Origin of the sequence: Alteromonas sp. S167 (genome assembly GCF_036864375.1) — a bacterium.
GTDB lineage: Bacteria > Pseudomonadota > Gammaproteobacteria > Enterobacterales > Alteromonadaceae > Alteromonas.
The window spans coordinates 126,037-141,668 of sequence record NZ_JAZETR010000004.1; the positions used below are offsets into that span (position 1 = coordinate 126,037).

Genomic DNA, 15,632 nt, shown 5'->3' on the forward strand with positions numbered 1-15,632 from the left:
AATAAAAGTGCTTATTTATGCCATATTTGGGGTAATTGGAAGGGTGTGGTTTATGCGCTACAACAAAAAGTCATCACAAGCTAGATTGCTTTTGTAATACCTCTTGGTGCATTTCAAAATTTAGTGCACAGCCACCAATAAACTGTTCAATTGCCTGCTCCTTGTATAAATCTCCTCTACCAGGTTGATTTTGAGCCAGCGCTGGAAATGCGCCATATCCAGCAAATAAGCAATGCCATGAAACCGAGTCCCAATGCATTCCAATATTCTGACGCTTTATCTCATTAGCGAGATCTTCACGTTGAAACCATGTGTTAATAATCGACTTCAATGAGTCTGACAGCACCATGTTATTTCTGTTATCTCGCCAATAATCGCTGTCATCACGGGTATTCAGTTTATAATGTCCAACAATGTAGTCCCGTACCCTGTCGAATCGTTCTTTGGCAAATGCGTTATAGGTGTTTTTCTCACTGTTTGAAAAACCACCTTTTTCAAACATATCTGAGAAATATTCAATGCAAATTTGAACAAGATGAAGTGCCGTTGCTTCGAGAGGCTCTATAAATCCCTGAGACAACCCTAGTGCCAAACAATTTCTCTGCCAGTGCTGCTCAACTTGCCCTACCTTCATCTTGAGGTGTCTGGCTTCCACATCACTGTTTTCAAGATTGAGGTGTCTTCTTAATTCAGCTTCAGCTTTATCACTGGATAAGTGAGAGGCACTATAAACATAACCGTTACCGGTGCGGTTTTGTAAAGGTATTGACCAGCACCACCCGTTTGATAGCGCAGTTGACTGGGTTTCCACCTGAATGTTTTCTTGCACCTGTGTGGGCAAAACAACCGCTGAATCATTAAATAGGTTATCGGAATAAGCGTTGAACTTAACACCCAGAGCTTGCTGTAACAACGCAGAAGAAAACCCTGTACAATCTACAAAGAAATCGCCCTCTATGTTGCCTGTATCGGTAACAAGATACGCAATATCACCACTAGCATGTAAAGCGACATCGCTAATAACAGCACTAACATGAGTTACGCCTCTTCCCACTGCGACATCTCGTAAATAGTTACCCAACAGTGCACTGTCAAAATGGTAACCATACTCCATTCTAAACGGAAAGTTTTCAGGCGTTAGCGGCGCTTTATTTTGTTTTGCCAACACACCGTTGATAAGGAAATCTTCCGGTGCAACGTGGGTATCAAGCCCTAGCCTTCTAGTGCGGCAGTTAACCTCAAATGCTCGCTGAGTGAAGGTATCGGTTTGAGAGATAAACGGGTGACGATACTGCTTGACCCCTGAGGCAGGGCTCCAATCATTGAACTGAATGCTTACTTTGTAAGTGGCGTTGCATTTGGGCATCCAGTCACTTTCTTTAATACCCAGCTCTTCAAAGAAACGCTTAAGCGTAGGTGTAGAGCCCTCGCCCACACCTATAATGCCAATGTCAGGAGATTCAATCAGCGTAACTTTAACCTTGTCTGATGGCCACTTATGCGCAAAATAATTAGCGGCCATCCAACCCGCAGTACCACCGCCAGCAATAACAATATGTTTTGGTTTATTCATGATCTGTTTTTAACCACAGAACTGTTTCAAGAAATCATCGTGGCTTGCAATTTTACCGATTGGCTCATTTTTGATGCGCTTGATGTTTTGCATCAATTCTTGAAGTTTTTGTTCCGACAGTGCATTCGCCAGCGGATGGTAGTCTTTCTGATGAACGCCCTGTCCCATCAATACTTGCAGCCAAGAGCTTTCTAAGAACAAATCATTTTGCTCTCTGAACAGGTTTCCAGATTCTCTAAAAAGCTCGATTTTATGCGTCAAGCTATCTGGTACGTCCATCTCACGAAGATCTTTCCAGAAGTGGGAGTCTGTTCTTTCATTTACGTGATAATGCAAAATAATGAAATCACGTATTTGTTCATATTCAAGCTGAGACTGTTTGTTGTACTCATCTATCTGATATTGCTTAAACCCTTCGTGCGGGAATAAGTGAATGAGTCTAACCACCGCAGACTGAATCAAATGTATACTGGTCGACTCTAAGGGCTCCAAAAACCCACTAGAAAGCCCAACAGCCACTACATTTTTATTCCACTGCTTGCGTCTTCGTCCTGTTTTAAAGCGAATAAAGTTAGGGTCGGCAAGCGGTTTGGTATCAAGGTTATTAGACAGAATATCGAGTGCTTGTTCATCAGAATAATAATTACTGCTATACACTAAACCATTACCATTGCGGTGCTGAAGCGGAATACGCCACTGCCAACCAGCAGAATGTGCTATTGAACGTGTGTAAGGGCGCGTATGTTCGTGACGCTCTGAAGGCATAGCCACTGCGCGGTCGCAAGGTAACCAATGCGACCAATCTTCATAACCCGTATTCAATGTTTGTTGGGTAAGTAGCCCTTTAAACCCTGAACAGTCAATAAACAAATCGCCTTCAATATGAGCACCGTCTTTAAGCGTTACCCCGGTAATAAAGCCGCTGTCTGCGTCTTGTTTAACATCGGTAATAATGCCTTCTTTACGAGTAACGCCCATTGCTTCACATTTTTTACGAAGAAATCGAGCATACAGCGACGCATCGAAATGATAGGCATACGGCATTTCTATAATTGGGTCGGGAGATTTGATATGGGCAAACTTACCCGCTTTACAGGCAAGGTAGTTTAAATCGTATTCCCATATCGAGTCAGATAGTCCTAACTCTTGAGCGCGTTTAAAATAATGATGAAAATGACAAAAAGCGTAGCTTTTACCCGGGGCGCCAAAAGTATGGAAATAGCTTTCTCCTTCTACACGCCAGTTTTCAAACTTGATCGCCAACTTCATGGTAGCGTTTGTTTCGCGTAAGAACTCTTTTTCGTCTATCCCCATTACGTTGTTAAGGGTGATGATAGGCGGAATAGTGGCTTCCCCTACACCAACGGTACCGATTTCTTCAGATTCAATAAGCGTTACATTTACGCCCGCACCGATAAGACGTTTGATAACAGCGGCTGAAATCCAACCGGCTGTACCACCACCTACAATAACTACATTTTTTACCGCTTTATTCATCATATTTTTTGCCGTCACCATTTTTTATGTGGCTACACTACTATCATCATTAAATATCATGACATGTACTGCTATACAACAAAAAGCCCCAACACATTACGTAAATTGGGGCTTTTTTAATGTTACTTGTTTAAGCGCTTGCATGTAACAAGCGCTTTTTCAACAACCACTTAGAACGTGTAGTTGAAACCAAGAAGGAAGTTACGGCCGTATGTTTCATACTTAGTAATTTGACGGCTGTCACCAGGGTTAGCCTGAACTGTTGGCTCGTCAGTAAGGTTTTGACCTTGAAGCGTTACACGTAAGCCCTTAAGCGCTTCAATGCCAGACTCGTCAAAGTCATAGCCAATTTGCGCATCAACTTGTTTAACACCTTGGTCTTGAATTTGCGCAAGCGATAGGCTGATAGCACGCTCTTCTGTGGCAAATGCGTCACGTTTAGTTGCTGATACACGGAACTCGAAACCATTGCTTTCGTAGAAAGCGGTTAGTGAGTATGTTTCTTCTGATAAACCAGGTACTGCATCACCGTTATCTAGCTGACCGTCTAGGAATGTTGCACTTGCAAACATACCGAAGCCTTCTAGTGACTCGTGGATTAAGTCAAACGGAAGACTACCTTGAACCTCCCAGCCGCGAACAAAACCTTCAAGACCGTCTTCACGGAAGCTTACGAAACCTTGAAACGTTTGTGGCGGTATAACATCTCTTTCATCAATTAATAAGTCTCCAGTAACATCTGATAGACCCGACGTTTCGTGATAACCTTCAATGAAAGAAGAACTGAAATCACCTATTGTCTGACCTGCAACGTGCCAGTTAGTTAAGTCTTTGTAGAAAAAGCTAACCGCAACATAGCCGGTATCGGCAAAGTAGTTTTCATAAGCAATATCAAACTGATTGGCTTCAAGTGGTCTTAAACGTGAGTTACCAGCGCTTGCAGACCAAGGGCTATTACCAAGCTGATCAGAAGCGATTTGCTGATCGTTGAAAGTAAAGTTAACCTGATTATTTGGACGCATGTCATCCATACGTGGGCGGCTGATTACTTTACCAAGTGCGGTACGAATAAACTGGTTTTCCGCAATTTCAAAGCTAAGGTTAAGGGTTGGAAGCACATCAGTGTATGAATCACCATCAGAAACCGGCACCGATGATGTGAAACCTGAAGGACCCGATGTTGTATTGAAACCAGTTCCTGTTTGGTCAACATTGATAACTTGAAGACCTAGGTTACCAACGACTAATACGTCACCGATTTCAGTTTCGATGTCAAGTTTCGCGTAAGCGGTAAGAATGTCTTCTTCGATGGTATAAGTATCACCACGACGACCGTTCTCAAAAAGCTCTGCATCAGTTAGCGTGTAGTAGCCGCTTCTGTATAGACCAAGACCGTCATAGGCAATTACACCATCAATACCTAAGAAACCTAAATCAGCTGTTCCAATAGGGTTAGGTACTAGCTCTTGATTAGGCCAAGAAGGTGCAGTCAAGAAGAAGCCGTTATTATCTTTGCTCTTCTCACGCATTTGGTAGTTAACACCAGTAGTTAGGCGAGAGAAAATACCCCATTCAACAAAACCTTCTACGTCTAAACGAACTGCATCTAGCGTTTCATTAAATACCGGATCGTTTACGAAACCATCCTGAGCTGTTTCTGGACCAAAGCCATCAACACCTTGGAATGCTTCAACTGGTGCTAATGCACCACCCCACGCTTGAGGACCTGCAAGGAATATCGCATTAGGATCCCCAAGGTCTACGCTATCTAACGTTGGGTGATCGCTATAAACAGCGCCAGTAGACGTCATTGACCAAGCACGTGGCGTTAGTGGGCGACCGTCAATACCTGCACGGCCTACACCAGAGTAGCTTTCTACATCAGTGATGCGCTTGTCTACTTCACCAGTTGATACGTCGAACGTTGCCGTCCAGTTATCGTTAATGATGTATTCAGCGTTTAGACCGAAAGTCGTAAGTTCTGCTTTTTGTTGTCTTGAATCGTTACGGATTACTGATAGGAAACCGTCGTAGTAACCAGAGGTTACAAGGCCATTTTCAACACCTGTAATTGTGTAAGCGCCCGTACCCCATTCTGCGCCACCTTCTTCAACACCACGACGCGCATCATTTTCTTCGAAGTCGATATATAGTGCGTCGAATTGAATAGTTAGGTCTTCAGTAGGTGCATACTCGATAACACCTGCAATTGACGTACGCTCAAGCATTGCAGAACGTGTAAATGAGTCGTGACCACCAAGAATAACTGTACCTTCTGGTACTTCAACACCTTCGGCAGCATTGTCTGGGTTTGCATTCGCATAACCCCAACCACGGAAATGTTGTGCCTGACGTGGAGATTCCATGTCAGCAATTACTAGTGCTACACCTAGCTTGTCATCTGCAAATTGATCAACAAAGTTAACCGACAAACGGTGACCTTTGTTGTCGAAATCTGGGTTACCAGCGTCTTTTTGGTTCGCCTCATACGTGCCGTTAATAGCAAACGTTTCTTTTGCATGTAGCGGGCTTACAGTTTGAATATCAACTGTACCACCAATACCTTGTGTCATAAGGCCTGCTTCTGGAGTCTTATAAACAAGGATATTTGAAACAATCTCAGTTGGGTAAAGGTCAAACTCTACGCCACGGTTGTCGCCCATACCTAGAAGCTCACGACCGTTAAGCGTTGTACCTACGTAGTTTTCGTTGAAACCACGAACAGATAGACCACTTGTACGACCGTTGCGGCGTTCACCCGCTAAGCCAGGAAGACGTGCAATTGATTCTGCAATACTGGTGTCTGGAAGTTTACCGATATCTTCAGCAGATAGGGCTTCAACAATTGACGTGTTGTCCATCTTGATGGCTTGTGCACGCTGTAGACTACCGCGAATACCGCTAACTTGAATTACTTCAAGGTTTGCTTCATCAACAGCATCAGTGTTTGCTTCTTGTGCAAATGCAGGAGAACTTGCAAATGCTACACCGCCTGAAATAAGCGCAGCTTTTATTAGGTTGGGTTTAAATTGTTTCATAAAACGGGTGTCCCATACGGTTATAGTTTTTGTCTTTTGTTGTTCTTATGACAATTAAATGACAATACATCTCGTCGGCATAATGCTATAGAGGACCTAGGGAATGCACAATTGCCTGCATACGTATTCAATAAAAATATGCAACACTGCGTTAACAAAGCATTTTTATGGAATCATGTAATTTAACAACATAAAAAGCGTATAAATGGGGCTTAAGAGAGAAAAAGTTGTAATATTGTTACATTGAAATAATTTCAATTGTTAACAAAAATCAATAAAAAAGCCCGCTTAAAGCGGGCTTTTAACATCTTGCTTGCTAACGCTAATTACCAACCAGTAGTTTCGCGTAGTGCTTTACCGATGTCAGCTAGTGAACGTACAGTTTTAACACCTGCGTCTTCTAGTGCTTTAAATTTCTCATCAGCAGTACCTTTACCGCCTGCGATGATTGCACCAGCGTGACCCATACGCTTACCTGGAGGAGCAGTAACACCTGCAATGTAAGAAACAACAGGCTTAGTTACGTTCGCTTTAATGAACGCCGCTGCTTCTTCTTCTGCAGTACCGCCGATCTCACCGATCATTACGATAGCTTCAGTTTGAGGGTCGTCTTGGAACATCTGAAGGATGTCGATGAAGTTTGAACCAGGAATTGGATCACCACCGATACCAACACAAGTAGACTGGCCGAAACCCTCGTCAGTAGTTTGCTTAACTGCTTCGTACGTAAGCGTACCAGAGCGAGAAACAATACCTACTTTACCAGGCTTGTGAATATGACCAGGCATGATACCAATTTTACACTCTCCAGGAGTGATAACACCTGGGCAGTTTGGACCAATCATGCGAACGCCTTTCGCTTCTACGTATTCTTTAACGTAAAGCATGTCTAGCGTTGGAATACCTTCAGTAATACATACGATTAGCTCGATACCCGCATCTGCAGCTTCAACAATTGAATCTTTACAGAAAGGTGCTGGTACGTAGATAACTGTTGCAGTTGCGCCAGTTGCTTCTACCGCTTCACGTACAGTATTGAATACTGGAAGACCTAGGTGCTCAGTACCGCCTTTGCCTGGTGTAACACCACCAACCATTTGCGTACCGTAAGCAATTGCTTGTTCAGAGTGGAATGTACCCTGACCGCCAGTGAAACCCTGACAAATTACTTTAGTATCTTTATTAATTAATACAGACATTATTTGCCCTCCGCTGCAGCAACAACTTTCTGTGCTGCATCAGTTAGCGATTCAGCAGCGATGATATCTAGACCAGAGTTCGCTAGAACGTCACGGCCAAGCTCTGCATTAGTACCTTCTAGACGTACAACTACTGGTACTTCTACGCCTACTTCTTTAACCGCACCGATAATACCTTCTGCAATCATGTCACAGCGAACGATACCACCGAAGATGTTAACCAATACCGCTTTAACATTGTCATCAGAAAGGATGATTTTGAATGCTTCAGCTACACGCTCTTTAGTCGCGCCGCCACCAACATCAAGGAAGTTAGCTGGCTTGCCACCATGTAGGTTTACGATGTCCATCGTACCCATTGCAAGGCCTGCACCGTTAACCATACAACCTACGTTACCGTCTAGCGCAACATAGTTAAGCTCCCACTGAGCCGCGTGTGCTTCACGCGCGTCTTCTTGTGAAGGGTCTTGCATATCTTTCAGCTTAGGCTGACGATATAGTGCGTTACCGTCGATACCTACTTTTGCGTCAAGGCAATGTAGGTTTCCGTCAGTTTTGATTACTAGCGGGTTAATTTCGATAAGCGCTACGTCAAGCTCTTCAAACATCTTAGCTAGGCCAAGGAAAATTTGAGTGAATTGCTTAATTTGAACACCAGAAAGACCTAGAGCAAACGCCATTTCGCGTGCTTGGTAAGGCTGAGGACCTACAATTGGGTCGATTTCAGCTTTAAGAATTTTTTCTGGAGTTTCTTCTGCAACAGTTTCAATCTCAACGCCACCTTCAGTAGATGCCATGAATACAACGCGACGGGTTGTACGGTCAACTACTGCACCAAGGTAAAGCTCGTTAGCGATATCTGTGCAAGATTCAACAAGGATTTTGCTCACAGGCTGACCATTTTCGTCAGTCTGGAAAGTCACCAAATTTTTGCCAAGCCAGTTTTCAGCGAAAGCGCGAATGTCGTCTTTGTTTTTAACTAGCTTTACACCGCCAGCTTTACCGCGACCGCCCGCGTGTACCTGACACTTAACTACCCACTCTTCTCCGCCAATTCGGTCAGCGGCTTCTACAGCACCTTGAGCAGTGTCTGCTGCGTATCCTTCAGAAACAGGCAAACCGTATTCTTTGAATAGCTGCTTACCTTGGTATTCATGCAAATTCATGGTGTTTCTATCCGATTTTTAGTAAGACAAAAGCCGCAAATGCGACTTGATTATTTAGACTGATATTATAGGGTAAATATCAGCGTTGCGTTAGGCGCTTGGCAAGATAACACGAGCAAAGCGCCCAACCACAATTAAGTGAGACGAAAGTCTTATACGTCTAGTAGTAGACGTGTTGGATCTTCAAGCATCTCTTTAACTGTTACCAAGAACCCTACTGATTCTTTACCATCGATAATACGATGGTCATAAGAAAGCGCTAGGTACATCATTGGTAGAATTTCTACTTTTCCATTAACAGCCATTGGGCGATCTTGGATTTTGTGCATACCCAAGATAGCGCTTTGTGGCGGGTTAATGATTGGTGTAGACATTAGTGAACCAAACACACCACCGTTGGTGATAGTGAAGTTACCACCTTGTAGTTCAGCCAATGACAGCTTACCGTCACGACCTTTAAGTGCTAGTTCCTTAATTCCTTTTTCTACGCCTGCCATACCTAGTGTGTCAGTATCTTTAAGTACTGGCGTTACTAGGCCTCGAGGTGTAGAAACGGCAATCGATACGTCGAAATAGTTGTGATAAACAATGTCATCACCGTCGATTGACGCGTTAACTTCTGGGAAGCGTTTCAGCGCTTCGGTAACCGCTTTAACATAGAACGACATAAAGCCTAAACGAATGCCGTGACGTTTTTCGAAGCTCTCTTGATACTGCTTACGAAGGTCCATGATTGGCTTCATGTTTACTTCGTTGAACGTAGTTAGCATTGCTGTAGAGTTTTTAGCTTCAAGAAGACGGTTCGCAATTGTCTTACGAAGACGCGTCATAGGAACGCGTTTTTCTGTGCGATTACCTGTAGGTAAATCGGCAACTGGTGCTTCAGCTGCAGCAGGCGCCGCTTTTGATGAACTGTCGCCGCCTTTAAGATACTTCTCTACATCTTCTTTAGTGATGCGGCCATTTTTACCTGTGCCTTTCACTTTTGCTGCATCTACGCCTTTCTCAGCAAGTAGACGACGAACAGACGGGCTTAGTGCATCGCTGCTGTCTTCACTATCGTCTGATTCTGCAGATGCTGCTGGTGCAGAAGCACCGCTCGCTGCACCTTCAACAAACTTAGCAATAACTTCTTCAGCAGTAACCGTAGCGCCTTCTTCCGCAATGATTTCACTTAGTGAACCATCTGCAGGTGCAACCACTTCAAGAACGACTTTGTCAGTTTCAATGTCTACTAGGTTCTGGTCACGAGATACTGCTTCACCAACAGCAACGTGCCACGTAGCGATAGTAGCGTCAGCTACCGACTCTGGAAGTACAGGTACTTTCACGTCTGACGCTTTGCCAGATGCTGCCGGTGCAGAAGCTTTTGATTCCTCTTTTGGCTCGTCTGATTTAGACGCAGCAGGAGCAGCCGCGCCGCCCTCTTCTAACTTAGCAATGACTTGCTCGCCTAAAACCGTTGCACCCTCTTCATTTAGGATTTCACCCATTGTACCGTCCGCTGGCGCCACAACTTCTAAAACCACTTTATCAGTTTCGATATCAACCAGGTTCTGGTCTCGTTTAACTGCGTCACCGGCTTTAACGTGCCAGGTTGCAATGGTGGCATCGGCAACTGACTCAGGTAGAACCGGAACTTTTATCTCAATTGTCATTACTGTTCCTTATTTAATTGTGAGTGCGTCTTCAACCAGGGCTTTCTGTTGCTGGTTGTGAACGGAAACATAACCTACTGCAGGCGACGAGGATGCATCACGGCCCGCATATGTTAATTTTGCACCATCTGGAATTGCTTGCCAGAAATGGTGTTGGCTACAGTACCACGCGCCTTGGTTTTGAGGCTCTTCCTGGCACCAAACCCAATCTTTTACGTGGCTATATTGTGCCACAACTTTAGCGCATTCTTCTTGTGGGAATGGATAAAGTTGCTCTAAACGAATAATCGCAACGTCTGTTTGCTCATTTTTACGGCGCTGGTCTAACAAATCGTAGTAAACCTTACCTGAACACATCACCACACGTTTAACGTTCTTCGGATCGATATCGTCAATCTCGCCGATTACGTTGTGGAATTTACCCTCAGCCAGTTCTTCCATTGAAGATACAGCCAGTGGATGACGTAATAATGACTTGGGTGACATCACGATAAGCGGTTTACGCATTGGACGCACAACTTGGCGACGAAGCATGTTGTAAACCTGTGCAGGTGTAGAAGGTACACACACTTGCCAATTGTGGTCGGCACATGACTGTAAGAAACGTTCAAGGCGTGCAGAACTATGCTCTGGACCCTGACCTTCGTAACCGTGCGGAAGTAAAACAGTTAGACCACATAGACGGCCCCATTTTGCTTCACCTGAGCTTAGGAACTGGTCGAATACAACTTGTGCACCATTTGCAAAGTCACCAAATTGAGCTTCCCAAATGGTTAAGCAAGTTGGCTCAGCGGTAGCGAAACCATACTCAAACGCCATAACCGCTTCTTCTGAAAGTACAGAGTCGTAAATTTCAATCTCGCCTTGCCCTTCGCGGATGTGCTGAAGCGGCATGTAAGTAGAAGCATCGCTTTGATTGTGCAATACAGCGTGGCGGTGGAAGAACGTACCACGACCAGAATCCTGACCTGTAATACGGATATCTTCGCCAGCATCAACGATAGTGGCATAGGCTAAGTTCTCAGCCATACCCCAATCGAGTAGCTTTTCACCAGCAACCATTGCCTTACGATCTTGATAAAGCTTATTAACGCGCGATTGAAGTTTGTGCTCTTCTGGAATTGTCGTAATTGCTTCGCCAAGCTCTTTCAGTTTTTCAACTGATAGTGAACCATCGTATGGCGTATCCCAGTCATGACCAAGGTATGGAGACCAATCAACGCTGTGCTCTGTCATTGGACGCCACTCTTCCACAACGCACGCGCCGTGGTCTAGTGCTGCACGATATTCTTCAATATAGCGGTCTGCATCGCGCTGTTCGATTACACCTTCAGCGATAAGCTGATCAGCATAGATAGCGCGTGGCACTGGATGCTTTTTAATTTTTTGATACATCAACGGCTGAGTTGCATTTGGCTCATCAGCTTCGTTATGACCGTGACGACGGTAACAAACAAGGTCGATAACCACGTCACGCTTAAACTTATTGCGATACTCAAGCGCAAGCTGCGTTACGAAAGCAACAGCTTCTGGATCGTCTGAGTTTACGTGGAAAATAGGCGCCTGAACCATTTTTGCAATGTCAGTACAGTATTGCGTCGAACGCGTATCTTCTGTCTTAGACGTTGTAAAACCAACTTGGTTGTTAACCACAATACGTACAGTACCACCTACGGCAAAGCCGCGAGTCTGTGACATATTGAACGTTTCTTGTACTACACCTTGACCTGCGATTGCAGAGTCACCGTGAATAGTAATTGGTAGAACAGTATTAGTGTCGTTATTGCGTCGTGCCAGACGCGCACGAACTGAGCCCATCACCACTGGATTTACGATTTCAAGGTGAGATGGGTTGAACGCAAGCGCCAAGTGAACATTGCCGCCCGGAGTCGCAAAATCTGAAGAGAAACCTGCGTGGTATTTCACGTCACCCGCGCCTAGCGAGTCGTCGTGTTTACCAGAGAACTCATCGAACAGTACTGATGGGTTTTTACCAAGAACGTTAACTAACACATTCAAGCGACCACGGTGTGCCATACCGATAACAACTTCTTTCGTGCCCGCGGTTCCGGCTTTGGTAATCAAACCTTTAAGCATTGGAATTAACGCATCACCACCCTCTAGTGAGAAACGTTTTGCACCTGGGAATTTAGAACCCAAATATTTTTCCATACCATCAGCAGCAGTTAAACCTTTTAAGATGCTTAACTTCTCATCACGAGAAATTTCAGGCTTTGCTTGTACTGATTCGATTTTTTGTTGTAACCAACGTTTTTGGTCGGTATCGGTGATGTGCATATATTCAGCACCGATAGAGCCACAGTATGTGCGGTTTAGCGACTTAAATAGTTCGCCTAGCGACATTGTTTCTTTGCCTATGGCATAAGAACCCACATTGAATACGCTGTCGAAGTCTTGCTCTGACAGAGAGTGGTGAGACAATTCAATATCGCGCACACGCTCTTGCTTCCACAAACCTAATGGGTCTAGGTTAGCATTTTGATGACCGCGAAAGCGGAAAGCGTTGATTAATTGAAGAACTTTGACTTGCCTGTCGTCTGAAATATTTGCAGAAGGCACAGACGGACTAGACATGCGGGCTGTAGGCCCTAACGCAGCAAGTTGCCTAAACTGATTTTTAATTTCTGTATGATTGGTTTCTAACTCTACGCCATCGACTTTGGGGAGGTTATCGAAGATTTGTCGCCAGTTTTCAGAGACACTTTGCGGGTCTTCTAAATAAGTTTCATACAACTCTTCAACATAGGCAGCGTTGGCACCTGCCATGTGCGAGGAATCCCACCACGCTTTCATCACGCTTTCTTGCATTTAATTTGCCTTGCTACGTTTTATAAAATCTAGTTAACAATCAAGATGTATTATAAGGTTATTCTCAGCATAACCAAGTGTTATAACAGCGAATATATAAAAAAATAGCCATCCTTTTGGGATGGCTATCTAGCGTATCGCATCTATAACTCAGAAAGTTATCAGACTATAGTACTAAACAGCCCGTTGTAAAAGCATAGACTTAATTTGTCCAATTGCTTTAGTCGGGTTCAATCCTTTAGGGCATACGCTTACACAGTTCATGATTCCGTGACAGCGGAATACGCTGAATGCATCATCAAGGTCGTTAAGACGCTCTTCTGTTGCAGTGTCACGAGAATCAATCAAGAAACGGTATGCGTGTAATAGACCTGCTGGGCCGATGAACTTGTCTGGGTTCCACCAGAACGATGGACAAGACGTAGAACAACAAGCACAAAGGATACACTCATACAAACCGTCAAGCTTAGCTCTTTCTTCAGGCGACTGAAGGTGCTCACGCGCTGGCGGCTGTTTGCTGTCATTGATTAAGAACGGCTTAATCTTCTCATACTGTGTGTAGAACTGTGTCATGTCTACTACCAGGTCACGCACTACAGGCAAACCTGGAAGAGGACGTACAACTATTTTACCTTTGCCCAAAGCAGACAGCGGCGTAATACATGCTAGGCCGTTTTTGCCGTTCATGTTCACACCGTCTGACCCACAAACACCTTCACGGCAAGAGCGACGGAAAGATAGCGACGGGTCTTGCTCTTTAAGTGCCAATAGCGCGTCTAGCACCATCATGTCCTGACCTTCCTCTACTTCTAGAGTGTAGTCTTGCATGCGAGGCTTCGCGTCTACTTCTGGGTTGTAACGATAAATCGAAAAAGTTAATTGCATGATCGTTGCCTCTCTTAATATGAACGCACTTTAGGCGGGAATGCTTCCCTAAGCTTAGGCGCCATATTTACTTCACGTTTAAGCATTTTATCAGTGTTCGGATCGTAGATACTGTGACATAACCAGTTATCATCATCACGGTCAGGGAAGTCGAAGCGGCTGTGTGCGCCACGGCTTTCCGTTCTGAAGTTCGCTGCTACTGCTGTGCTGTACGCGGTTTCCATAAGGTTATCAAGCTCCAAACATTCGATACGCTGGGTATTGAAGTCTGCGCTCTTGTCATCAAGGCGTGCATGCTTAAGACGCTCGCGAATTTCGCTAAGCTCTTTAAGACCTTCCGCCATTGCTTCACCTTCACGGAATACTGAGAAGTTAAGCTGCATGCATTTCTGCAAGTCTTTCTTAATTTGTACTGGGTCTTCGCCCTTGCCTTTCTCTGAATTTTCCCAACGGTTGAAACGCGTCATTGAAGCTTCAATGTCAGATTCAGATGCGTCGCGTGTTGGTGCCATTTCAGATAGCGTTTTACCAAGGTGTAAGCCAGTCGCACGACCGAATACAACAAGGTCAAGTAATGAGTTACCGCCAAGACGGTTAGCGCCGTGTACAGATACACAAGCAATTTCACCACATGCAAATAGGCCGTTAACTACTTTGTCATTACCATTTTCATCAACCGTTAAACACTGGCCGTCTACATTTGTTGGAATACCACCCATCATATAGTGACAAGTAGGAATTACTGGAATTGGCTCTTTAACAGGGTCAACGTGTGCAAACGTGCGTGACAGCTCAAGAATACCAGGTAAACGAGACTCAAGAACGTCTTTACCAAGGTGGTCAAGCTTAAGTTTGATGTGAGTACCCCATGGGCCTTCACAACCTCGACCTTCACGGATTTCGGTCATCATTGAACGTGCAACAACGTCACGACCAGCAAGGTCTTTTGCGTTAGGTGCATAACGTTCCATGAAACGTTCGCCGTCTTTATTTAGAAGGTAACCGCCTTCACCACGACAACCTTCGGTTACCAATGTACCTGCGCCAGCAATACCCGTTGGGTGGAACTGCCACATTTCCATATCTTGAACCGCAACGCCTGCACGAAGTGCCATACCAACACCGTCACCAGTATTGATGTGTGCATTCGTAGTAGACGCATAAATTCGACCTGCACCACCTGTTGCAAGAACAACAGCACGCGACTTGAAGTAAACAACTTCACCAGTTTCGATGTCGATTGCCGTACAACCTACAACGTCGCCGTCTTGGTTTTTCACTAGATCTAGTGCGTACCACTCAGAGAAAACTTTCGTTTTGTTCTTAACGTTTTGTTGATAAAGGAGGTGAAGAAGCGCGTGACCTGTACGGTCAGCCGCTGCTGCCGTACGAGCGCCCTGCTCGCCACCGAAGTTTTTAGACTGACCACCAAATGGACGCTGGTAGATTTTACCATTTTCGAAGCGCGAGAATGGTAAACCCATGTTTTCCATTTCGATAATCGCTTCTGGACCAGTCTTACACATGTATTCAATAGCGTCTTGGTCACCGATGTAATCAGAACCTTTAACGGTATCGTACATGTGCCATTCCCAGTTGTCTTCGTGTGAATTACCTAGAGCTACGGTAATACCACCCTGTGCAGACACGGTGTGAGAACGGGTTGGAAATACTTTTGATAACAGTGCACATGATTTACCAGACTGTGAAATCTGAAGTGCCGCGCGCATACCTGCACCGCCGGCTCCAATTACTACTGCATCAAACTCGTGAACGGGTAAACTCAT

9 protein-coding genes are annotated in these 15,632 nt (G+C 44.7%); all 9 read right to left on the reverse strand.

Annotated elements, in window-relative coordinates; all coding sequences use genetic code 11:
• Nucleotides 1–73: 73 nt before the first annotated feature.
• The 9 genes from V7R35_RS08215 to sdhA all read right to left on the reverse strand — a co-directional run bounded on the left by V7R35_RS08215 (nucleotide 74) and on the right by sdhA (nucleotide 15,632).
• Entirely contained in the window at nucleotides 74–1,573 is a 1,500-nt protein-coding gene (locus tag V7R35_RS08215; RefSeq protein WP_334014259.1) for a tryptophan halogenase family protein, read from the reverse strand.
• A 9-nt stretch (nucleotides 1,574–1,582) separates the two neighbouring features.
• Nucleotides 1,583–3,070, reverse strand: a complete 1,488-nt coding sequence (locus tag V7R35_RS08220; protein ID WP_334014425.1) for a tryptophan halogenase family protein — start codon at nucleotides 3,068–3,070, stop codon at nucleotides 1,583–1,585.
• A 170-nt stretch (nucleotides 3,071–3,240) separates the two neighbouring features.
• Nucleotides 3,241–6,108, reverse strand: coding sequence for a TonB-dependent receptor (locus tag V7R35_RS08225; RefSeq protein ID WP_334014260.1), 2,868 nt, complete (start codon nucleotides 6,106–6,108; stop codon nucleotides 3,241–3,243).
• 326 nt (nucleotides 6,109–6,434) lie between these two features.
• Nucleotides 6,435–7,307, reverse strand: coding sequence for a succinate--CoA ligase subunit alpha (gene sucD, locus V7R35_RS08230; protein ID WP_014998326.1), 873 nt, complete (start codon nucleotides 7,305–7,307; stop codon nucleotides 6,435–6,437).
• Entirely contained in the window at nucleotides 7,307–8,473 is a 1,167-nt protein-coding gene (gene sucC, locus V7R35_RS08235) for an ADP-forming succinate--CoA ligase subunit beta (RefSeq protein WP_025255208.1), read from the reverse strand. Before sucC ends, sucD begins: the two co-directional genes overlap by 1 nt.
• 152 nt (nucleotides 8,474–8,625) lie before the next feature.
• Nucleotides 8,626–10,131 carry a 2-oxoglutarate dehydrogenase complex dihydrolipoyllysine-residue succinyltransferase gene (gene odhB / locus V7R35_RS08240; RefSeq protein ID WP_334014261.1) on the reverse strand — a complete coding sequence of 502 codons (1,506 nt, stop codon included), beginning with the start codon at nucleotides 10,129–10,131 and terminating at the stop codon, nucleotides 8,626–8,628.
• Between the two features lie 9 nt (nucleotides 10,132–10,140).
• Entirely contained in the window at nucleotides 10,141–12,960 is a 2,820-nt protein-coding gene (gene sucA, locus V7R35_RS08245; protein ID WP_334014262.1) for a 2-oxoglutarate dehydrogenase E1 component, read from the reverse strand.
• 174 nt (nucleotides 12,961–13,134) lie between these two features.
• Nucleotides 13,135–13,845, reverse strand: coding sequence for a succinate dehydrogenase iron-sulfur subunit (locus tag V7R35_RS08250; RefSeq protein WP_156078342.1), 711 nt, complete (start codon nucleotides 13,843–13,845; stop codon nucleotides 13,135–13,137).
• A gap of 14 nt (nucleotides 13,846–13,859) precedes the next feature.
• A complete protein-coding gene (gene sdhA / locus V7R35_RS08255) occupies nucleotides 13,860–15,632 on the reverse strand; it encodes a succinate dehydrogenase flavoprotein subunit (protein ID WP_334014263.1) in 1,773 nt (590 codons plus the stop codon).